The following is a 21,051-nucleotide window of genomic DNA, read 5'->3' as shown; positions in this document are numbered from 1 at the left end:
GTCCCCGTGTCCGCGAGGCGGACAACTGTCCACTATCGCTGAGCCCGCGCGTTGGAAGGACCCCCGCATGACCACGACCGCACCGACCTCGGCCCCGACCTACGACGGGGACATCTTCACCGACGAGGCGCTGCTGGAGCCGTACGAGGACTACCGCGCCCTGCGCGAGCTCGGCCCCGCGGTCTGGCTGTCGCAGCACGGCGCGTACGCCGTCGCCCGCTACGACGAGGCCAAGGCAGTCCTCATGGACGGCGACACGTTCCGCTCGGCCAACGGCATCGCGCTCAACGAGCCGGCCAACCAGGCGATCCTCGGCTGCACGCTGGCCAGCGACGGCGAGCTGCACGCGCACCTGCGCCAGGTGGTGGCCCACCGGCTGACCCCGCGCGCGCTGCGCCCGATGAAGGACACCGTCACCGAGAAGGCCGAGGAGCTCGTCGCCGCCCTCGTCGAGAAGGGCTCGTTCGACGCGGTCGCCGACCTGGCCCGGGCGCTGCCGCTGTCGATCGTCCCGGACTTCATCGGCTGGCCGCAGGAGGGCCGCGAGCACCTGCTGCGCTGGGCCGGCGCCAACTTCGACTCCTTCGGGCCGATGAACGACCGGGCCCAGCGGGCGCTCCCGCAGTGCGGCGAGATGGCCGCGTTCGGCGCCGAGATCGTCCGCACCCGCAACGTCTCGCCCGGGAGCCTCGGCGCCGGCGTCCTGGAGGCGGTCGACAAGGGCGACATCTCCACCGAGCAGGCGATGATGCTCATGCTCGACTACCTCGCCCCCTCGCTGGACACGACGATCAGCGCGGTCGGCAGCGCCATCTGGCTGTTCGCCGAGAACCCCGACCAGTGGGACCTCGTCCGCAACGACCCGAGCCTGATCCCGAACGCGGTCAACGAGGTGGTGCGCATCGAGTCGCCGATCCGCTCCTTCGGCCGGCTCACCAGCCGGGACACGACGATCGGCGACGTGGAGATCCCCGAGGGCTCCCGGGTGCTGGTCATCTACGCCTCGGCCAACCGCGACGAGCGCCGCTTCGAGCGGCCCGACCAGTTCGACGTCACCCGCGCCAACGCCGTCCACCAGCTCGGCTTCGGCATGGGCGAGCACGGCTGTGCCGGCGCGGGCCTCGCCCGCATGGAGACCGAGTCCCTGCTGCGCGCCCTGGCGCCGCGGGTGTCGCGCTTCCACCTGGAGGGCACCGAGCGGGCGCTGAACAACCTCATCCGCGCCTTCGGCCGGGTCGAGGTCACCGTCGACCGGACCCCCGCGGCGGGCTGAGGCCCCCACCGCTCCGCGCTGAGCCCCCCTGCCCGCCGGCAGGGGGGCTCAGTGGCGTCCGGACAGCTGCTCGCCGATCCGCCGGCCCACGGTCTCGAGCAGCGCGGCGGCGCCGGCCATGGAGCGGGCCACGTCGGGCTCGAGTGCGGTCAGGGTGTGGACCGCGTCCAGCCCGGCGTCCCGGGCCTGGTCCGCGCTGATCGAGCTGCGCCCGGCGACGGCGACCACCGGCGTCCCCGACTCGCGCGCCACCGCGGCCAGCCCGACCGGGCCCTTGCCGCGCAGGCTCTGCCCGTCCAGCGACCCCTCGCCAACCACCACGAGCGCGGCGCCGCGCACGGTGTCGGCGAAGCCGGTGAGGTGCAGCAGCAGCCGCACGCCGGGGGTGAGCCGCGCGCCGAGCACGCTGGACAGCCCGAAGGCGATGCCCCCGGCCGCCCCGGCACCCGGGTCGTCCCGGCGGTCGGCCCCGGTCGCCGCGGCGACGACGTCGGCCCAGCGGGTCAGGGCGGCGTCCAGCCGGGGGACGGCGGCCGGCGTGGCGCCCTTCTGCGGGCCGTAGACGGCCGCGGCGCCCTCCGGTCCGGTCAGCGGGTTGTCGACGTCGCAGGCGACGACGAGCTCGGCCTCGGCCAGCCGCGGGTCCAGGCCGGTGAGGTCCAGGCGGTCGGCGGCGGCCAGCCCCGCGCCGCCGGGGACGACGTCGGCGCCGTCCGCGGTGAGCACGCGGGCGCCCAGGCCGACGAGGGCCCCGGCGCCGCCGTCGGTGGTGGCGCTGCCGCCCACACCGAGCACGATCCGGCGCGCCCCGGCGTCGAGCGCGTCGGCGACCAGCCGGCCGACGCCGAGGGTGGTGGCGTGCAGGGCGGTCGACTCGGTCGGCCCCGGCGGCGGCAGCACCGCCAGGCCGGCGGCGGCCGACATCTCCAGGACGGCGGTGTCGCCGCGCACCGCGTAGCGGGCCGTGACCGGCTCCCCGAGCGGGCCGGGCACCTCGCAGGTGCGGGCGGTGAAGCCGTGCGCGAGCACCAGGTCGACGGTGCCCTCGCCGCCGTCGGCGATCGGCGTCTCCACCAGCTCGGCGTCCGGCAGGCTGCGCCGCAGGCCGCGGGCCAGGGCCGCGGCCACCTCGGCGGCGCTGAGCGAGCCCTTGAACTTGTCGGGGGCGAGCACGATCCGCGGCGCGGTCATGGCCGTCAGCCGGCGAGGTAGGGGATCGTCTGCGGGCCCTCGGGGAGGTAGCAGACCCGGGCGTCCGGTCCGTGCCGGCGGACCGCCTCGTCGATGGCCCCGGTCAGGTCGGCCGCGGGGACCAGGTGCGCGGCCCGCACCTCGTCGTCCGGCAGCCCGGAGCAGTACAGCTGCACCTCGGCCTTGGCGAGGATGCGCGCCAGCACCTGCACCTGCCACTGGTCCGGGACGCTGAAGCCGGGGGAGGAGATGAGCTCGAGCAGCCCGGCCGGGTCCGGCGCCGCGCCCAGCACCTCGGCGAAGGAGCCGTGCGCCGGCAGGCCGTCGGCGCACTCCGCGGCCACGACCACCGTCCCGCCCGGGCGCACCACCCGCTCGGCGGCGGCCATGCCCTTCACCGCCTGGTAGAGGTTCTGGTCCAGGGGGAAGCCGGAGTTCGTCGTCACCACGACGTCCATCGGGTGCGGTACGGCGCGCATCGCGGCGGCGCGGGCCAGCTCGCAGGCGCGGGCGTGCATGGTGAACAGCTCACCGCACACGACGTGGGTGATCCGCTTGCCGCGGTCGAGCAGCACGTCGAGGGCCAGGTCGGGCGGGGCGGCCGCGGCGCAGGCCCGGATGTCCCGGTGCACCGGGTTGTCCTCGACCACGCCCCAGGTGGCCAGCGGACTGCCGATGCGCGCCGCGTCGTGCAGCACCATCACGGTGTCGAGGCCGGCCAGCCCCGGGGCGACCATCTTCGGCCCGCCGCTGAAGCCGGCGAAGAAGTGCGGCTCGACGAAGCCGGTGGTGATCCGCAGGTCGGCGGCCAGCCACCGGGAGTTCAGCTCCAGTGGCACGCCGTCGCCCACGGTGCCCAGTGAGGTCAGCGACGAGCGGTCGCGGGCGTCGTGGTTGACCACCTCGCACCGGCTCACGACCTCCGCGCCGAGCATGGCGCGCAGCTCGTCCTCGGTGTTGCCGCGGTGGGTGCCGGTGGCCACCAGGACGACGACCTCGCAGCCGCGGGCGGCGCCGTCGATCTCCTCCAGCAGGGCGGTCAGCATCGCCTCGCGCGGCTGGGCGCGGGTGCCGTCGCACACCGAGACGGCGATGCTCATGCCGTCGCGGACCAGGGCCGCCAGCGGCGGTGCCCCCAGCGGCGCGCGGAGGGCGGCCCGCAGCGCGGCGGCCGGGTCGGGGAGTGCCGGGTCGTCGTGCGGGGTGACCACCAGCGCGCCGTCGTGGCGGGGGACGTCGACGGCGCCCCGGCCGTAGGCGAGGGACACGACCGGAGTCGCCGATCCGATCGTCATCGCTGCACCGTCTCCTGCGTCCGTCCGTCTGCCGACCGGTCGTACGGTCCTGTCGGCCGGGGGGCCTGTCAAGTTCCCGTCCATGGGCGCCGATCCGGGCTCCCGACCCGCGTCATGTGTCTCTTGACACACCCGCGCGACGCGCCGGAGACTTGCTGCGGATGGTTGTCCGTTAGACGGACACGGCAGCGTCGCCCTCGGGCCGGTGCCGTCGCCTGCACGGACGGCCCCTGCGCAGTGGCCCGTCCTGTCGTGGTCACGCCGACGTCCCGCTCCACCCGACCCGCCACGAGCCTCGCTCAGCAGAACAGGAGCCACCATGACGACGACCGCACCCGACCCGGCCCTCGCCTCCTCGGGCGGGGTGGAGCCGGCCGACCTGGTCGCGGCCGCCCGCGCGCTGCAGCCCCTGGTCCGGGAGAACGCGGCGGCCAACGAGGCCGGCGGGCGGCTCGTCGACGCCGTCGACGACGCCCTCCACGAGACCCGCCTCTACGGCATGTGGACCCCGCGCGAGCTGGGCGGCGCGGAGTGCGACCCGATCGCGTCGCTGCAGATCGTCCAGGCGCTGGCCGAGGCCGACCCGTCGACGGCGTGGGTGCACATGGCCGCCTCGCTGGCCATCGGCACCGGCGGGGCCTACCTGCAGGACGCCGCGGTCAAGGAGATGTTCTCCGGCGAGCGCCTGCCCGTCGTGGCCGGCCAGGGCACCCGTCCCGGCACCGCGAAGACCGACGGCGACGGCTTCCGGCTCAGCGGCGACTGGAGCTTCGCCTCCGGCATCAAGCACTCGCAGTGGATCCACACGCTCGGCATCATCGAGGAGACCGGCGAGCCGCGGATCTTCGTCCTGCCGGTCGACAAGGCCGAGCTGATCGAGACCTGGGACGTCATGGGTCTCAAGGCCACCGGCAGCATCGACTACAAGATCCGCGACGTCTTCGTGCCCGAGACCTTCACGCACCTGGGCCCGGTCGAGACCCCGCTGCGCGGCGGCTGGATCTTCAAGCTCGGCATCATGCACTTCGCCCTCATCGGCCACTCCGCGTGGGCGCTGGGCGTCGCGCGGCGCATGCTGGACGACCTCGCCGAGCAGGTGCGCGGCAAGGCCGGCCGGGCCGGCTCCATGGCCGAGAACCCGCGCTTCCACGCCACCTACGGCGAGCTCGAGGGCAAGTACCACGCCGCCCGCGCGTTCGTGTACGAGGTGTGGCGCGAGGCGACCGCGACGCTGGAGAACGGCGGCGAGCTCGACTCCGACCAGCGCACCCGGCTGCGGCTGGCGCTCTACAACGCCACCTGGACCGCCGAGGCCATCAGCGTGGAGGTCTACAAGGCGGCGGGCACCGCGGCGCTGCGCACCGGCGCGATCCAGCAGTACTTCCGCGACATGCACGCCGGCACCCAGCACGTCACGTCGGCCCCGCACGTGGTCGAGGGCTGCGGCAAGTTCCTCGCCGGCCTGGCTCCGGACCACACCTGGCTCTACATGAACCTCGTGCCCGAGGGCTGAGCCGCACCGACGACAGAGGGCCGGACCGGGAGATCCCCGGTCCGGCCCTCTGTCGTCCGTCCCGGGCCGGGTCAGAAGAAGCCGGCGAGCGCGCCGCCGTCCACCGGGTACACCGCCCCGGTCATGAACGACGCCGCGTCGGAGGCCAGCAGGACCGCCAGCCCCTGCACCTCCCGCGGGTCGCCCATCCGCTTGAGCAGCACGGTGTCGGCCCACGCCTGGTCGACGGCGGGGTCCTTGGGGCCGCGGCCGCCGATGTTGGTGTGGAACGGGCCCGGGGCGATGCCGTTGACCCGGATGCCGTCGGCGGCGAGGTCCACCGCGGCCTGCCGCACCAGGTTGGCCAGGGCGCCCTTGGAGGCGCTGTAGCCGTAGCCGACCATCGCGTCGGCCCGCAGCCCCGCCGTCGACACGGTGACGACGACCGAGCCGCCCCCGGCCGGGCGCATCACCCGGGCCGCGGCGCGGACCGTGGCCAGCGTGCCGACCAGGTTCACCGCCAGGGCGCCGTCGAAGGTCTTCCAGTCCAGGTCGTAGAGCCGGCCCTCGGGGGTCCGCACCGACGGGCCGCCCGCGATGCCGGCGTTGGCCACGACCGCGTGCAGCCCGCCGTGCTCCCGGGCGGCGTCGGCGACGGCGGCCTCCACCTGCCCGGCGTCGGAGACGTCGCAGCGGCGGGTGCCGACGGTGCCGCCCGTGGCGGCCAGGGTCGCCGCGGTGCGCTCCAGCTCGTCGCCGTCGACGTCGAGCATGGTGACGGCGGCGCCGGACTGGAGCAGGCCCTCGGCGATCGCGAGGCCCAGCCCGCTGGCCGCGCCGGTCACGAGGGCGTGCTTGCCGTCCAGACGCAGCCGGTCGGGCAGCGGGCGCGGATCGGGCGCGGGGGAGCTCATGCGGGTCGACTCCTCGGAGGTCGGGTCAGGCGTGGTCACGCAGGTCGACGAGCACCTTGAACGCGGCGCTCGTGCGGTCCTCGAGCAGGCCGATGGCGTCGGTCGTGCCGGCCAGGGGCACGCGGTGGCTGACCAGTGCGTCGACGGCGGCGGTGTTGCGGCGCACGAGGTCCGCGGCGGCGGCGAACTCCTCGTAGGTGCAGCAGCTGACGCCCAGGACGTCGAGCTCCTTGATGGGCAGCGGCCCGGGGCTGGTGGGCGCCGAGGCGGCGGTCATGCCGACGACGACCACGCGGCCGCCGTGGCCGGCCAGCTCCAGGGCGGTGCCGAACACGGCGGGGGCGCCGGTGGTGTCGACGACGACGTGCGGCCCCTCCGGCCCGGCGAGGTCGGCCACGGCGCCGGCGAGCCCGGGGGAGTCCGCGTCGGCCGTGGCGAGGCCGAGTCCGGCCAGCAGCTCGCGTCGGGCGGCGACCGGGTCGACGACCAGCACGGCGGCGCCGCGGTCGCGGGCGGCCAGGGCGCAGGAGACGCCGATGGGCCCGGCGCCGAGGACGACGACGGACTCCCCGTCGGCCACCCGGCCGCGGGCCACGGCGTGCACGGCGATCGACACCGGCTCCACGAGGGCGGTCTGCTCGGCGGTCAGCCCGGTGGTGACCACCAGCGCCGCGGTGTCGACCAGCAGGTGCTCCTGCAGCGCGCCGTCCCGGTGGACCCCGAGCAGCTGCAGCCGGCTGCAGACGTTGGCCCGGCCGTCGCGGCAGGGGCGGCACTGCCCGCACGGCAGGACGGGCCAGACGGCGACCCGCTCGCCGGCGGCCGGGCCGCCCGCGGGGTCGGCGGTGGCCACCACGGCGGAGAACTCGTGCCCCTGGACGCGGGGCAGCAGCCCGTCGTGGGACGGGCCGAGGTCGGCGTGGTAGAGGTGCAGGTCGGAGCCGCAGATGCCGACGGCCTCCACCCGCAGCAGGGTCTGGCCCGGCCGCGGAGGGCCCGGCTCCGGCCGGTCGACCAGCCGGATGGTGCCCGGGCCCTCCGTGACCGCGGCTCTCATCGGGCGGCGGCGTCCGAACCGGTGAGGAAGCCCAGCACCTCGGCGGCGACCTCGTCGGGCCGCTCGTGGTGCAGGCCGTGCCGGGTGCGGGGCATGTCCCGCAGCTCGGCGCCGGGGATGGCCTTGGCGTAGGCCTCGCTGTGCTCGCGCGGGACGATGACGTCGATCTCGGCGGCGATCACGAGCGTCGGGCAGCTGATGCGCGGCAGCCGGCCCGGCAGCTCCGGGTTGTGCAGGTAGGGGTCGCGCGCGAACCGGGCGAAGGCCGCCATGTCCTTCTCGGTCTGCGCGATCTGCTCCGGGGTCGGCGGCGCGGAGAGCGCGGCCTCGACGAGCGCGTCGTCGTAGAACAGGGCGCGGACGAGGTCCGGCGGGGCCAGGTTGAACAGGTCCGCCGGCGGCGCCTCGGGCACGTCCAGGCCGGCCGGGGCCAGCAGCACCAGGTGCTCGACGCGGTCGGGGATCGTGCTGGCCAGCTCCGCGGCGGTCCAGCCGCCGAAGGACGCGCCGACGAGGTCGAAGCGGTCGATGCCCAGGTGGTCCAGCAGCCGGAGGTAGTGCTGCACCAGGTCGGCCATGGTGGCGACCTCGGGGAGCTCGTCGCTGCGGCCGAAGCCGGGGTGGTCGGGGGCGATCAGGTCGACCGACTGCGCCATCCGCTCGTGGAACGGCTCCCAGTTGCCCGCACCGCCGGCGGCGTGCAGGAACAGGACCGGGCGGCCCGAGCCCTCGCGGAACAGGCTGATCTCGCCGGAGCCCATCGGCACCCTCGTCGGCGCTGGCCCAGCTGCGGGAACGGTCACGTGAACTCCTGCCTCGACGACGTGAACGGACAGTCGTCCGCCCCGGCCAGCACCGTGACGCATGACACGTCTCGGTGTCAACGGCGGCTCCGCCTCAGGGCAGGCGACCTGCCGGAACGCCCGCGCGGGAGGCCGCGGGAGACGCGGTCGACACCGAAACGGACAGGTGACCGCCAGACGGTTGACAAGGGAATGTGGCCGCTGTCACTGTTCCGCCACCACCACGGCGCCCCGCCCGCTCCGCGGCTCCCGCGCGGCCCGTGTCCGGCGATCCCCGCAGCTGTGCGACCCCCGAGAAGAGGACCACTCCATGGCTCATCGCGTGATCCGCTCACCGCGCACCCGGCGGCTGGCCCTGCCGGTCGCCGCGGCGGCCCTGGCCCTGACGACCGTCGCGTGCGCGCCCACGTCGAGCGGCGAGGGCTCGGCCGAGGCGAGCGGGGAGGCCGTGGTCTCCGACGAGACGCTCGAGCAGCTCCGCGCCGACGTCGAGGAGGCCATGGCGCAGCCGGAGTTCGAGGCGCAGGGCGAGGCCTTCTCCGTGGCGAGCCTGGCCGGCAAGAAGATCCTGTCGATGCCGGTGAGCAGCCAGCTGGAGGGCTGCGACCGGATGGCCCGCACCGTCGTCGACATCGCCAAGAGCGTCGGGATGACAGACAGCACCTACTTCCAGAACGACGGCGGCCCGCAGGCGTGGGTGCAGGGCATGAACCTGGCGATCAACCAGGGCTACGACGGCGTCGCGCTGGTGTGCGGCATCGACCCCGCCGCGCTCGCCCCGCAGATGGAGGCGGCCAAGGCCGCCGGGATCGCGGTGGTCGACATGCACCTGGCCGACGTCTCCGAGGAGCCCTCGGACCTCATCGCCGCCCAGACCAACGGCCAGTTCAACCGGTCCATGGAGCTGGGCGTGGCCCAGGCGCTGGTCGAGGCCGAGGGCCGGCCGATCGACGCGCTGGTCATCACCTCGAACGAGAACCCGCCCTCGATCGGCATGGAGCAGACGGTCAAGGACCAGTTCGCCGAGCTGTGCGGCGACGAGTGCGGTGTCGAGTCGATCAACATCCCGATCCCGGAGTACGCCACCGACCTCACCAGCGCGGTCTCCTCGGCGCTGGTGGCCAACCCCGACATCCGCGCCGTCTTCACCGTCTTCGACGCGCAGACCCCGTTCGTCCTGCCGGCGATCCAGTCCTCGAACGTCGACGCGAAGACCTACGCCTTCGGTGCCGACCGGACCTTCGTCCAGCTGATGACCGACCCGGAGAACCCGATGGGCACCGACATGGGCCCCAACTTCGACTGGATGTCCTACACCGGCGCCGACCAGCTCTTCCGGGTCCTCGCCGGTCAGCAGCCCATCCCGGCGGAGGAGGCCTTCTCGCCCTACCGCCTCTGGACGCCGGAGAACGCGGCCGAGGTCGAGGGCCCCAACGACGGCTTCGGGGACTCCTACGTCGAGGGCTACCGCAGCCTCTGGCTGGACGCGCCCGCCGTCTGAGCGAGCGGGAGGCCCCGGGCACGCAGCCCGGGGCCTCCCCGCGCCCTCCCGCCCCGACCCCCAGCGGCGCACCCGCGCTCCGGCCCCAGGGAAGCCCCGGATGACGACCACCGCCCTCGAGCTCCACTCCGTCTCCAAGACCTTCGGTGCGACGAAGGCGCTGCAGGACGTCTCCATGACCGTGGAGCGGGGCGAGGTCCTCGCCCTGCTGGGGGAGAACGGCTGCGGCAAGTCGACCCTGGTCAAGGTCATGGCCGGGGTCTACGACCCCGAGCCCGGCGCCCGCATGGTGGTCGACGGCCGGGAGGTGCCCCTCCCGCTGGAGGCCGGCGCCTCGCGCGACCTCGGCCTGAGCTTCGTGCACCAGGACCTGGGACTCGCCCGGCCGCTCACCGTGCTGGAGAACCTGCTCGGCGGGGTCGCCGAGCGCAGCGGCTCGCGGGTGCGCATCCAGTGGCGGGCCGAGGCCCGCAAGGCCCGCGCGATGCTGCGCAGCTACGGGGTGGACGTCGACCCGCTGGCCGTCGTCAACGACCTCCCGCCGGTCCAGCAGGCGCTGGTGGCCATCGCCCGCGCCGCCGAGGAGCTCAAGCAGTACCGGGGGCGCACCGGCGCGTCGTCCTCGGTGCTGGTGCTGGACGAGCCGACGGTGTTCCTGCCCGAGGAGGAGGTGCAGTTCCTCTTCGACCTGATCCGCACCATCGTCGCCTCGGGCGCCAGCGTCGTGTTCATCTCCCACGACCTGCCCGCCGTCCGCGAGATCGCCGACCGGGTCACCGTGCTGCGCGACGGCCGGCTGGCCGCCACCGCCCGGATGAGCGAGGTCAGCGACGACGAGATCGTCGAGCTGATCGTCGGCCCGGCGATCGCCAAGCTCGACGCCTTCGGCCACGGGCACGCGCTCGGGGCGCACGAGGCCACCGAGCCGCCGCGCACCTTCGACCGCTCGCCCGCCGTCGGGCTGCACGTCACCGGCCTGCGGGGCGGGCAGGTGCGGGGGCTGGACCTGCACGTCGCGCCCGGTGAGGTCGTCGGCCTGGCCGGGCTGCTCGGCTCCGGAGCGGAGGAGGTGCCCTACCTCCTGTTCGGCGCGAAGCAGGCGACCGGCGGCGAGCTGACCCTCGACGGGACGACCGTGCCGATCGCCCGGCAGCAGCCGGCCACCGCGGTCGGCATGGGGCTGGCGCTCATCCCCGCCGACCGGCGGCGGGACGCCATCGCCCCGGCCGTGTCGGTCGCGGAGAACATGATGCTGCTGGTGGTCCGCCGCTTCCGGAAGGGCGGCCGGCTGCGCAACGGGCAGCTGCGCGACACCGCCGACGCCCGGGCAGAGGCCCTCGACGTCCGGCCGCGGCGCACCGACCTGCCGGTCGGCACCCTCAGCGGCGGCAACGCCCAGAAGGTCGTCGTCGGCAAGTGGCTGGAGATCGGGCCGCGGGTCCTGCTGCTGCACGAGCCGACCCAGGGCGTCGACATCGCCGCCCGCGCCGAGATCTACCGGGTCGTCAAGCGGGCCACGGAGGGCGGCATGTCCGTCGTCTGGGTCTCCAGCGACTTCGACGAGCTGGCCGCCGTCTGCGACCGCGTCGTCGTGGTCAGCGGCGGGGCGGCCGGCGCCGAGATCCCGCTCCAGGACATCTCCCCGGAGACCATCACCTCCGGCGTCTACGGGGCCAGCACCAGCCAGTCCACCATCCTCCCGACCGTTGAACAGGTGGCACGATGAGCGCGACGGACGCCGTCGAGACGAAGGACCCCCAGCCGGCGCCGAGCGTGGCCCAGGGGCGCGGCGCGGTCCGCGGCCGGTGGGGTGAGAAGGCGGCGCTGCCGATCGCGTGGCTGGTGCTCTTCGTCGTCTTCGCCGCCCTGGCCCCGGACACGTTCCTCTCGATGGGGAACATCGCCAACATCCTGGGGTCGCAGTCGATCCTGTTCATGCTGGCGCTGGCCGCGCTGCTGCCCACCCGCTCCGGCGACCTCGACCTGTCGCTGGGCAGCATCGGCGGGCTCTCGGCGATCCTCGTCGCGGTCCTCAACGTCCAGCACGGCGTCTCCCTGCCGCTGGCCTGCCTGGCCGCGGTCGCGGTGGGCGCGCTGTGCGGCGCGTTCAACGGTCTGTTCGTGGTCAAGTTCAAGACTGAGCCGTTCATCATGACCCTCGGCACCGGCACCCTCTTCGGCGGCCTGGTCTTCTGGATCGCCAACTCGACCACGATCGTCGGCGTCGACCGCGACCTGTCGATGTGGACCTACCTGCGCCAGATCGGCCAGGTGCCGGTGCAGTTCTACTACTGCCTGCTGGTCATGCTGGTCATCTGGTACGTCATGAACTACACCCCGCTGGGCGTGCGGAACCTGTTCGTGGGCCAGTCCCGCGAGGTGGCGGTGCTCAGCGGCATCAACGCCGACCGCATCCGCTTCGGCGCCTTCACCCTCGCCGGCGTCATCGCCTCCCTCGCCGGCATCCTCTACGTCGGCACCACGGGCTCGGCGGGCCCGACGTCGGTCGAGACCTTCCTGCTGCCGGCCTACGCGGCGGTGTTCCTCGGGGCCACGACCATCCAGCCCGGCCGGTTCAACGCCCTGGGCACCGGGGTGGCCGTGCTGTTCCTGGCCACCGGCACCGCGGGGCTGCAGCTGCTCGGCGCGCAGGACTACGCCCAGCAGCTGTTCTACGGCGGCGCGCTCGTGGCGGCGGTGGCCATCTCGCGCTACCTGCGCCGCAGCTGAGCGGCGAGGGCATGGCACCCGGACTCGGCTTCGGCCAGCCGCGCGACGGCATCATCCAGATGGCGTACGTCGTGCCTGACATCCACGAGGCGATCGAGCAGTGGGTCGGCGAGCTCGGCGTCGGGCCGTGGTTCCTGCTCGACTCCTCCACCGGCGTCGACCCGGTCTACCGGGGCTGGCCCAGCCGGGCCGACGTGGCGCTGGCGATGGCGTTCGCCGGGCACGTGCAGATCGAGCTCATCGCGCCGCAGGACGACGCGCCGTCGGTCTACCGCGAGACGATCGAGCAGCGCGGTCACGGCTTCCACCACCTCGGCGTCGTCACCGACGACGTGGACGCCGGCATCGCCGAGCTCGAGGCCAAGGGGTACGAGCTGGCCTTCCGGGCCGGCGTCCCGACCGGCGGCGAGGTGGCCTGTCTGGACGGCGGCCCCGGCCGGCCCGGCATGATCGAGCTCATCGAGTACGGCCCCGGCATGGACGCCGCCTTCACCGCGTTCTGGCGGGCCTCGCTGGACTGGGACGGCACCGACCCGGTCCGTCCCTTCGGCGCGCCCGCTGCCGACGACCCCGGGAGGACCCCCTGATGACCCACCCCGCCGAGCAGCCCGTCGAGATCACCGCCGTCCCGGACGCGCCGGTCGACCCGGAGCTGCAGGCCCGGTTCCGTGAGGTGATGGCCGGGGTGCCGACGCCGGTCTCGGTGATCACCAGCACCCTCGGCGGGCTACCACACGGGACGACGGTCAGCGCCTTCGCCTCGCTGTCGATGACCCCGCCCATGGTGCTGGTCAGCCTGGACCGCGGCTCGGACCTGCTGGCCGTCGTCCGGGAGTCGGGGCGGTTCGGGGTGAACGTGCTCGGCGCGCACCAGTCGCACCTCGCGCTGGCCTTCGCCCGCAAGGGCGGCACCGGCAAGTTCCAGGGCGTGCGGTGGGAGATCGACTCGGACCTGCCCCGGCTGCCGGGCGCGCCGGGCTGGCTGGCCTGCGAGGTCGCCACCCTGGTCGACGGCGGGGACCACGTGGTCGCGCTCGGCACGGTGGTCGCGGCCGAGACGACCGAGGGGCAGCCGCTGACCTACCACGGCCGGGTGTTCGGCACCCACGCCGCGCTGGAGCTGCCGTGACGGCGCGGACGCCGCGCGGCCTCAGGCGGTCGCGGTGTCCCCGCCCGCCGGCCGGGCGACCTCCACGTGCGGCCGCGACTGCCACAGGGCCCACTCGGCGCTGACCTCACCGGCGGTGTGCAGCAGCCGCGGCAGGTGCTCCTGCACCAGGCGCTCGGTCGAGGTCTCGGCCGCGTGCACGGTGACGTTCATGGCCGCCCGGACCGTGCCGCTGCCGTCACGCACCGGCACCGCGACCGACCGGATGCCCGGCGCCAGTTCCTCGTCGGCCAGCGCCCAGCCCCGCGCCCGGACCTTGACCAACTCGTCCCGGAGCCGGTCGGCGTCCGGCGGGGGCACCGGGGGCAGCCCCGCGCGGCTGGGCTCGGCGAGGGCGGCGTCGAGCTCGCCGGGGGAGAGGGCGGCGAGCAGCACCTTGCCCTGCGAGGTGCGGACGGCGGGGAAACGGGTGCCGATCTCGACCCGGAGCGTGATGATCCGGGGTACCGCGACGCGGGCGACGTAGACGATGTCGGAGCCGTCGAGCTGGGCCATGGACGACGACTCGCCGGTCTGGGCGACCAGCGACTCCAGGTGCGGTCGCGCGATGTCCCAGAGGCCGAGCGCGCTCACGTAGGCGGTGCCGAGGCCGAGGACCCGCGGGGTGAGGTGGAAGACCCCGCCGCTGGAGCGGACCAGGCCCAGCTCCTCCAGGGTGAGCAGCAGGCGCCGGGCGGTGGGCCGTGCCAGTTCCGCGGCGGCGGCCACCTCGGTGAGCGACATGGACGGGCGCTCGGCGCCGAAGGCCGCGATGACGTCGAGGCCGCGGGCCAGCGCCTCGACGAAGTCCGGTCCCGTGCCGCGTCCGGCCATCGCCCCACCCCGTTCCTGCTGCCGGCGAGAACACCGGTCCGACCGACCCTGTCCGGGGCGGAGGCGGCTGCCGGGAGCCGAGCGCCCGCCTCATCATCCCGGATCACCCCCTGGTGACGGCGTCCGCGCGGTGCGGCCCACCCCGACGGGGGAGCCCGGTCCCGGCGCGGACGGTGTCCCTGAGCGCGGGGTGGGGGCCGGAGGCGCAGGGCACCGCCCGCGCCGCTCCGGCCGGCGGGTCGTCGGCGAGCAGGTGCCCGAGCCCGGCGAGGCCCAGCAGGTGGGCCAGGAACGGCGGGCCGCCGACGAGCCGGACCACGCGACCGTGGTCCGCCGCCAGGGCGTCGGCCCGCGCGAGCACGCGCAGTCCCTCGACGTCGCAGAACGTGATGCCGTGACCGTCGACGGTCCACACGGGGTGGGCCGTGAGGACGAGCGCCGTGAGGGCGTCGAGGAGGTGGTGGGCGCAGCTCCGGTCGAGCTCGCCGGTGACGCGGACGCGGCCGACGCGCAGGTCGACCGACACGAGCAGCGGGCGGGGGACGGGGTCGGAGGAGGACCCAGGAGGACGGACGAGCACGTGGACCCCACAGCGGTGTCCGGGCCCGGGGACGAGCGGCTCCAGGCGGCGACGTGCGCACCGGCGTGCGCGGGGCCGGAGCTTCGACCCGGCCCAGTACCGTATCAACGGGCCGGTGCGCGCGCCGGGCGCTTCCGCCGGGCGGCAGGGCTACCGTTCACCTGTCACGACCCACCGTGCTGCGGACCGCCGCGGCCAGCGTGACGGGATGGGCGGGCATGGGGACTCGGCGTGACCTGGTGGTCGTCGGTGCGTCGGCCGGCGGTGTCGAGGCGCTGCAGCAGCTGCTGGCAGGCCTGCCCCCGGACCTGCCCGGGGCGGTCCTGGTCGTGCTGCACATGCCGGCCGGCGCCCGGAGCGCCCTGCGCGACATCCTGGCCCGCGTCTGCCCGCTGCCCGTGCGGTCGGCCGTTGACGGCGACCTGATCGAGGCCGGCACCGTCGTCGTCTCGGTGCCCGACCGGCACCTGATGGTGGTGGGGGAGCGGACGATGCTCTCCCGGGGGCCCCGCGAGAACGGGCACCGCCCGGCGGTCGACGTCCTCTTCCGGTCCGCGGCGCGCAGCGGCGGCCCGCGGGTCGTCGGGGTCGTCCTGTCGGGGGCCCTGGACGACGGGACGGCGGGCACCATCGCCGTCCGCTCCCGCGGCGGGGTCGTGATCGCCCAGGACCCCGGTGACGCGATGTACCCCAGCATGCCGCTGCACGCCCACGAGGTCGGCGGGGCCGACCACGTCCTGCCCGTGCGCGCGATCGGCGCGCTGCTGGGCGAGCTGATCGGCGAGGAGGTGGACGACGGGATCGCGCCCCCCGCGAGCGACCTCATGGAGACGGAGACCGCCATGGCCGGACTCGACGGCGAGGGGTACGACGACGAGGACCGGCCCGGGACGCCGTCCGGGTTCGGCTGCCCGACCTGCCACGGCGCGCTGTTCACCATCGACGAGGGCGGCATGGAGCGCTACCGCTGCCGCGTCGGGCACGCCTGGTCCCCCGAGGCCCTCGCCGAGGAGCAGTCACAGGCGCTGGAGGGCGCGCTGTGGATGGCGCTGCGGGGCCTGGAGGAGCGGGCGGCGCTCAGCTCGCACATGGGCCACCGGGCCGAGGAGCGCGGGCACAGCCACAGCGCGCTGCGCTTCCGGCAGCGGTCCGAGGAGGCCCTGGACGCCGCCGCCCTGCTGCGGGGGTTGCTGCACCGTGGTGACCTGAGCGCCTCGGCGCTGCCCGACGACGTCGAGGAGGCCTGAGCCCGATGGTGGACCGGCAGGCCCAAGGACGCGGCGCGGACGGCGAGCCCGACGACGACGTGACCGCGCCCGGCGACGACGCGGACCCGCCCGAGGACGACGCGACACTCGCCGACGACGACACGGCCGCCCTGGACGACGAGCCGGCGGACGCCGCGCCCGACCCGCAGTTCGAGGCCCTCCTGGTGTACCTGCACGAGCGGCGCGGGTTCGACTTCACCGGCTACAAGCGGCCCAGCCTCGTGCGGCGGGTGCGGCGCCGCATGGCCGAGGTCGGCATCGACTCCTTCAGCGAGTACCAGGACCACCTCGAGGTGCACCCCGACGAGTTCACGCCGCTGTTCAACACGATCCTCATCAACGTCACCGGTTTCTTCCGGGACCGCGCGGCCTGGGACCACCTGCGCGAGGACCTCCTGCCGCAACTGCTGGAGTCGTGCGGGCCGGTCATCCGGGTGTGGAGCGCGGGCTGCGCGTCGGGGGAGGAGGCCTACAGCCTGGCCATCCTCCTCGTCGACGCGCTGGGCCCCGACGAGTTCCGCAAGCGGGTCAAGATCTACGCGACCGACGTCGACGAGGACGCGCTGGCCTACGCCCGGCAGGCGATGTACAGCGAGCGCCAGGTGGCCGGTCTCGCGCCGTCGCAGCTGCGCGACTACTTCACCCAGGAGGGCTCGCGTCACGTCTTCCGCAAGGACCTCCGCCGTTCGGTGATCTTCGGCCGCAACGACCTCGTGCAGGACGCCCCCATCTCGCACATCGACCTGCTGCTGTGCCGCAACGCCCTCATGTACTTCACCGCGGAGACCCAGGCGCGGATCCTGGGCCGGCTGCACTACGCGCTCAACCCCCACGGCCTGCTGTTCCTCGGCAAGGCCGAGATGCTGCTCTCGCACAACCAGCTGTTCTCACCGGTCGACCTCACCCGGCGCTTCTTCCGCAAGCGCGACGGCGGCCCGGTGGCCGAGCGCCGCGTCGTGGTCCCGCCGCTGCGGATCGCGTCGGAGACCGCCGACGACGCCCTGGCCCGGCTGCGCCAGGAGGCGCTGATGTCCGGGCCGGCCGCGCAGCTGACCCTGGACGCCGAGGGCCGGCTGGCCGTGGTCAACCACCAGGCGGAGCGCGCCTTCGGGATCGACCAGGGCGACATCGGCCGCCCGTTCCAGGACCTGGAGATCTCCTACCGGCCGGTCGAGCTGCGGGCCTCGATCGGCGAGGCCGCCCAGGCCCGGCGTCCCCTGTGGCTGCGGGGCATCGAGCGGCGCCGGCCCGGGCAGGAGCCGGTGCTGTTCGACATCCAGATCGTGCCGATCTGGCGGGAGGACGGCGAACCGCTGGGCACGACGATCGTGTTCGACGACGTCACCCGCTACCGGCACCTGCAGCGGGAGCTCGAGCTGGCCAACCGGCAACTGGAGACCGCCTACGAGGAGCTGCAGTCGGCCAACGAGGAGCTGGAGACCACCAACGAGGAGCTCCAGTCGACCGTCGAGGAGCTGGAGACCACCAACGAGGAGCTCCAGTCGACCAACGAGGAACTCGAGACCATGAACGAGGAGCTCCAGTCGATGAACGACGAGCTCCACTCGACCAACGAGGAGCTGCGGGCCAGCACCGAGGAGGTCGGCGCGGTCAACCGGTTCATGAACGGCGTGCTCAGCAGCTTCCGCGCCGGCGTCGCGGTGGTCGACCTCGACCTGCGGGTGCTGGTCTGGAACGCCGCGGCCGAGGACCTGTGGGGCCTGCGGCAGGACGAGGTGCAGAGCCGCTACCTGCTCAACCTCGACATCGGGCTGCCGGTCTCCCGGCTGCACCCGCTGCTGCGGCAGACCGTCTCCGGTGACGGGAGCGGGCACGACACCGTGCAGGTCGACGCGGTGAACCGGCGCGGCCGCCCCGTGCTGGTGCGGGTGACGATCTCCGCCTACGAGCAGGTGCCCGGGCATCGGGCCGGCGCGGTCATCCTCATGGATCCGATCGACCGCTGACGCGACTGCGCCGGGCCGCGGCGACCACCTCGTCGGCGTGCCCGGTCACCACCAGCTGGGCGAGGTCGCGCAGCTTGACGTTGTGCCGGTTGCTCAACGCGACCAGCCGGGCGAACGCTTCGTCGGCGTCCACGCCCAGGTGGGCCATCAGCACACCCTTGGCCTGGTCGATCACGGCCCGGGACGTGAGGGCCTTCTCCAGGTTCGCGGCGAGCGTCTGCAGCGCCGCCCGCTCGGTGGCGCTCTGCAGGACGCCGCCGACGACGGCGGCGACCAGCTCGGCGATCCGCCGGCCGTCCTGACCGAAGACGCCCACCTGCTCGGCGTACACGTTGAGCACCCCGACCGCCTGCTCGCCCTCCCGCAGCGGGATGGCCAGGACCGCCCGGACCTTGGGGTCACCCGGGAGGTCCCGCAGCCGCGGCCACCGCTCGTCGGTGGCGACGTCGGGGGTGACGACGACGGCGCCACGGACGTGGGCCTCCCAGCAGGGCCCCTGCTCGGCCTCCAGCTGACGGCCGTCGAACTCCTGGGCGAGGGCGGAGTCGCTGCCCAGCTGCTGGGGCTCCGCGGGGGAGCCGATGGTGATGCTCACCCCGGTGGCGGAGGGCACCGCGCCGCGGACGAGCACCGCCATGCGGGTGAGCAGCCGCGTCCGGTCGTCGTCGTCGATGGGCAGGGCGGACAGCTCGGCCAGCGCGGAGGCCACACCGATGGCGTCGACGGCCGAGACGTCACCGGCGAGCGGCGCCACCTCGTCGTCCACCATGCGGGCACTGCCGGCCAGGACGACCCACTGCACGCGCGGCTCGCTGCCTGCGACGCCGCCGGTGTCGGGGAAGCCGAACAGCTCGGCCGGCTCCTCGGCGGACCGGCGCGACCGCAGCGTGACCCGGAGTCGGCGCTCGGTCGCCCCGCGGCCGGCGAGGTCGCCGACCGCGGTGCGGAAGGCCTGTGCGTCGCCGGCGCCCAGGTAGACGCTCAGCGGCTTGCCGCGCAGCCGGTGCAGCGGCACGTGGAGGACGTCGGCCATGGCCCGGTTCGCGTCGAGCAGCCGTCCGGCGCCGTCGGTCACGCACAGCGCGACCGGGACCGTGGCCGAGAGGTGGGTGCGCCACCGCCGCTCCGCCTCGTAGCCGGCCAGCAGCACCGCGATCTGCTCCTGCTGGACGCGGAGCTCCTCCTCGGCGACGCGCAGCTCCTCGTGCGCGACCTCGAGGTCGGCGAGGCGGGTGAGCGCCTCGTGCGGCTGCAGCGAGGGCCGGCCGGCCGGTGGGTCCGCGGAGTTGCTCATCGGTCGTCCTCGGCTGTCTCTGCGGGAGCGCGGCCGGGCGGGACGGGCGCCGGGGCGCCGGCCTCCGCGCGGTTGAGCGCAGCCTCGTGGTGGTGGTACGCCGCGCGGCGGAGGTGTTCCTCGGGGTCCCCGACACCCCGGCGGGCCGCCTCCTCGTGCGCCGCCGCGGCGGCGTCGTGACTGTGCGCCGCGCGCTCGTGACCGGACAGCGCCCGCTCGAAGGCGTCCCGGGCGTGCTCGGCCGCCTCCTCGGCCCGCTGCTGGGCCTGGCGGGCGTCCTCGGGGGAGGCCGCGTGCTCCTCGGCCATCCGGCGTAGCCGGTCGGCCAGCTCGCCGGCCCGGTGCGCGGCTTCCTCGGCGCGCACCGCGGCCCGCCGCCCTGGATCGTCGTCCAGCATGGGTGGATCCTCCCCCCAGGAGCGGGGTCACGCACCGCCTCCGGGTGTGGTCAGCGCAGCCGGGGCAGCACCTCGGCGGTGAACAGGTCGACGAGCGTGCGCCGCCCGGCGCCCGCGCCGACGGGGGAGAAGACGAGGGTCTCGGCTCCCGCGTCGGCGTACTCGCGGATGCGGGCCGTCACGCGGTCCGGGTCGCCGTGCAGCAGGTAGCGGTCGGCCAGCGCGTCGAAGTCCTGCGCGTAGACGGCGCTCACGGTCTCCACGACCTGCCGCCGCGACCGGGCGGCGTCCTCGTCCACCCCGCCCCAGCAGAAGACCGCGCCGCGCACGGCGTCCGGGTCGCGGCCCGCGGCCTCGGCGGCCTCCCGGACCTCCGCGAGGCTCCGGGCCAGCTGCTCGGGCGTGTACATGTACGGCATCCAGACGTCGGCGGAGCGGCCGGCCCGGCGGATGGCCGCCGGGCGGCGGCCCCCGAGCCAGATCGGCGGCCCGCCCGGCTGCACGGGGCCGGGATCGAGGGCCAGGCCGGGCACCCGGGTGAAGCGGCCGGTGAAGTCGACCGGGCCGCCGGCCCACAGGGCGCGGAACAGCTCCAGCGCCTCGTCGGCCCGGGCGCCGCGCTCGCCGACCTCGACCCCCGCGGCGACGAACTCCGGCGGGTGCTCCCCGCCCACGCCGATCCCGAGGTCGAACCGGCCGCCGCTGACCTGGTCGAGCGTGGTGGCCAGCTTCGCGGCCAGCGCCGCCGGGTACAGCGGGACGACGGTGAGCGCGCTCAGCAGCCGGATGCGGGACGTCGCGCCGGCGGCCGCGGCCAGCGCCACGAAGCCGTTCGCATGCGGGCTGTGGAAGAACAGGTGCTCCCCGCTCGACACGCCGTCGTACCCGGCGTCCTCGGCGGCGCGGGCCTCGGCGGCGACGGCGGTCTGGTCACTGCTGAGGCTCAGGACGACACGCATCGGTCAGGAGTGCTCCGTGACGAGCTCGGTGTCCACGCCGATCCGGCCGACCTTGGAGGCGCCGCCGGGGCTGCCCAGCGGGGCGTCGCGGCCGGGCAGGATCTCGACGAAGAAGCGCCGGTTGTCGTCGACGTGCGGCTCGTTCTCCTCGGTGACCCGGCGGTCCTGGGCGATCGCCTCGACCGGGCAGACCGGCTCGCAGGCGCCGCAGTCGATGCACTCCTTGGGGTTGATGTAGAGCTTGCGGTCGCCCTCGTAGATGCAGTCGACCGGGCACTCCTCCACACAGGACATGTCGGTGGTGTCGATGCACTCGGCGCCGATGACGTAGGGCACGGGGCTGTCTCC

The 21,051-nt window shown here is 74.8% G+C and carries 20 protein-coding genes; 9 read left to right on the top strand and 11 right to left on the bottom strand.

Features of this window, described 5'->3' with window-relative positions; all coding sequences use genetic code 11:
- Window positions 1-67 precede the first annotated feature (67 nt).
- On the top strand, window positions 68-1,273 hold the full coding sequence (locus ACI784_RS07045; RefSeq protein ID WP_457012939.1) for a cytochrome P450: 1,206 nt from the start codon (window positions 68-70) through the stop codon (window positions 1,271-1,273).
- Between the two features lie 48 nt (window positions 1,274-1,321).
- Here the strand turns inward: ACI784_RS07045 and ACI784_RS07040 are convergent, their stop codons facing one another.
- On the bottom strand, window positions 1,322-2,464 hold the full coding sequence (locus ACI784_RS07040; RefSeq protein ID WP_457012938.1) for a glycerate kinase: 1,143 nt from the start codon (window positions 2,462-2,464) through the stop codon (window positions 1,322-1,324).
- A 5-nt stretch (window positions 2,465-2,469) separates the two neighbouring features.
- Window positions 2,470-3,759 (bottom strand): nickel-dependent lactate racemase, encoded by a 1,290-nt coding sequence (gene larA / locus ACI784_RS07035; protein WP_457012937.1) that lies wholly within the window; start codon window positions 3,757-3,759, stop codon window positions 2,470-2,472.
- A 319-nt stretch (window positions 3,760-4,078) separates the two neighbouring features.
- Between larA and ACI784_RS07030 the strand changes: the two genes are divergently transcribed.
- A complete protein-coding gene (locus ACI784_RS07030) occupies window positions 4,079-5,272 on the top strand; it encodes an acyl-CoA dehydrogenase family protein (protein WP_457012936.1) in 1,194 nt (397 codons plus the stop codon).
- Between the two features lie 71 nt (window positions 5,273-5,343).
- Here the strand turns inward: ACI784_RS07030 and ACI784_RS07025 are convergent, their stop codons facing one another.
- From ACI784_RS07025 to ACI784_RS07015, 3 genes are read right to left on the bottom strand one after another with little or no spacing between them, the layout of a single operon-like run.
- Entirely contained in the window at window positions 5,344-6,165 is an 822-nt protein-coding gene (locus ACI784_RS07025) for an SDR family NAD(P)-dependent oxidoreductase (RefSeq protein ID WP_457012935.1), read from the bottom strand.
- 25 nt (window positions 6,166-6,190) lie between these two features.
- Complete coding sequence (locus ACI784_RS07020) at window positions 6,191-7,222, bottom strand: zinc-binding dehydrogenase (RefSeq protein WP_456925315.1); 1,032 nt, start codon at window positions 7,220-7,222, stop codon at window positions 6,191-6,193.
- The gene (locus tag ACI784_RS07015) at window positions 7,219-7,983 is read right to left on the bottom strand and encodes an alpha/beta fold hydrolase (RefSeq protein WP_457012934.1); all 765 of its coding nucleotides are present in this window, start codon (window positions 7,981-7,983) and stop codon (window positions 7,219-7,221) included. The genes ACI784_RS07020 and ACI784_RS07015 overlap by 4 nt, the downstream gene beginning before the upstream one ends.
- Window positions 7,984-8,335: 352 nt before the next feature.
- Here ACI784_RS07015 and ACI784_RS07010 point away from each other — a divergent pair, with 352 nt between their 5' ends.
- The 5 genes from ACI784_RS07010 to ACI784_RS06990 all read left to right on the top strand — a co-directional run bounded on the left by ACI784_RS07010 (window position 8,336) and on the right by ACI784_RS06990 (window position 13,385).
- Window positions 8,336-9,526, top strand: a complete 1,191-nt coding sequence (locus tag ACI784_RS07010; protein ID WP_456925313.1) for a sugar ABC transporter substrate-binding protein — start codon at window positions 8,336-8,338, stop codon at window positions 9,524-9,526.
- Window positions 9,527-9,626: 100 nt separating this feature from the next.
- Window positions 9,627-11,252 carry a sugar ABC transporter ATP-binding protein gene (locus tag ACI784_RS07005; RefSeq protein WP_457012933.1) on the top strand — a complete coding sequence of 542 codons (1,626 nt, stop codon included), beginning with the start codon at window positions 9,627-9,629 and terminating at the stop codon, window positions 11,250-11,252.
- On the top strand, window positions 11,249-12,256 hold the full coding sequence (locus ACI784_RS07000; RefSeq protein ID WP_456925311.1) for an ABC transporter permease: 1,008 nt from the start codon (window positions 11,249-11,251) through the stop codon (window positions 12,254-12,256). Before ACI784_RS07005 ends, ACI784_RS07000 begins: the two co-directional genes overlap by 4 nt.
- 11 nt (window positions 12,257-12,267) lie before the next feature.
- On the top strand, window positions 12,268-12,843 hold the full coding sequence (locus ACI784_RS06995; protein ID WP_457012932.1) for a VOC family protein: 576 nt from the start codon (window positions 12,268-12,270) through the stop codon (window positions 12,841-12,843).
- Window positions 12,843-13,385 carry a flavin reductase family protein gene (locus tag ACI784_RS06990; protein ID WP_456925309.1) on the top strand — a complete coding sequence of 181 codons (543 nt, stop codon included), beginning with the start codon at window positions 12,843-12,845 and terminating at the stop codon, window positions 13,383-13,385. The genes ACI784_RS06995 and ACI784_RS06990 overlap by 1 nt, the downstream gene beginning before the upstream one ends.
- 21 nt (window positions 13,386-13,406) lie before the next feature.
- On the opposite strand, the gene ACI784_RS06985 is transcribed toward ACI784_RS06990, so the two are convergent.
- Window positions 13,407-14,237, bottom strand: coding sequence for an IclR family transcriptional regulator domain-containing protein (locus tag ACI784_RS06985; protein ID WP_457012931.1), 831 nt, complete (start codon window positions 14,235-14,237; stop codon window positions 13,407-13,409).
- Between the two features lie 103 nt (window positions 14,238-14,340).
- A complete protein-coding gene (locus ACI784_RS06980) occupies window positions 14,341-14,817 on the bottom strand; it encodes an STAS domain-containing protein (RefSeq protein WP_457012930.1) in 477 nt (158 codons plus the stop codon).
- 218 nt (window positions 14,818-15,035) lie between these two features.
- Between ACI784_RS06980 and ACI784_RS06975 the strand changes: the two genes are divergently transcribed.
- A complete protein-coding gene (locus ACI784_RS06975) occupies window positions 15,036-16,064 on the top strand; it encodes a chemotaxis protein CheB (protein ID WP_457012929.1) in 1,029 nt (342 codons plus the stop codon).
- A gap of 5 nt (window positions 16,065-16,069) precedes the next feature.
- Complete coding sequence (locus ACI784_RS06970; protein WP_457012928.1) at window positions 16,070-18,052, top strand: CheR family methyltransferase; 1,983 nt, start codon at window positions 16,070-16,072, stop codon at window positions 18,050-18,052.
- On the opposite strand, the gene ACI784_RS06965 is transcribed toward ACI784_RS06970, so the two are convergent.
- Genes ACI784_RS06965 through fdxA form a run of 4 tightly spaced genes read right to left on the bottom strand, consistent with a single transcriptional unit; the run spans window position 18,030 to window position 21,039 of the window.
- Window positions 18,030-19,346 carry an ANTAR domain-containing protein gene (locus ACI784_RS06965; protein ID WP_456925304.1) on the bottom strand — a complete coding sequence of 439 codons (1,317 nt, stop codon included), beginning with the start codon at window positions 19,344-19,346 and terminating at the stop codon, window positions 18,030-18,032. The genes ACI784_RS06970 and ACI784_RS06965 overlap by 23 nt on opposite strands.
- Entirely contained in the window at window positions 19,343-19,744 is a 402-nt protein-coding gene (locus ACI784_RS06960) for a hypothetical protein (RefSeq protein WP_456925303.1), read from the bottom strand. The genes ACI784_RS06965 and ACI784_RS06960 overlap by 4 nt, the downstream gene beginning before the upstream one ends.
- Before the next feature lie 50 nt (window positions 19,745-19,794).
- Complete coding sequence (locus ACI784_RS06955; RefSeq protein ID WP_457012927.1) at window positions 19,795-20,703, bottom strand: LLM class flavin-dependent oxidoreductase; 909 nt, start codon at window positions 20,701-20,703, stop codon at window positions 19,795-19,797.
- Window positions 20,704-20,706: 3 nt separating this feature from the next.
- The gene (fdxA, locus tag ACI784_RS06950) at window positions 20,707-21,039 is read right to left on the bottom strand and encodes a ferredoxin (protein ID WP_457012926.1); all 333 of its coding nucleotides are present in this window, start codon (window positions 21,037-21,039) and stop codon (window positions 20,707-20,709) included.
- Between the last annotated feature and the right edge of the window lie 12 nt (window positions 21,040-21,051).

The organism is Geodermatophilus sp. SYSU D01186 (assembly GCF_054050215.1).
The sequence above is the reverse complement of the archived record's forward strand: the minus strand, read 5'-3'. Positions and strand labels throughout refer to the sequence as shown.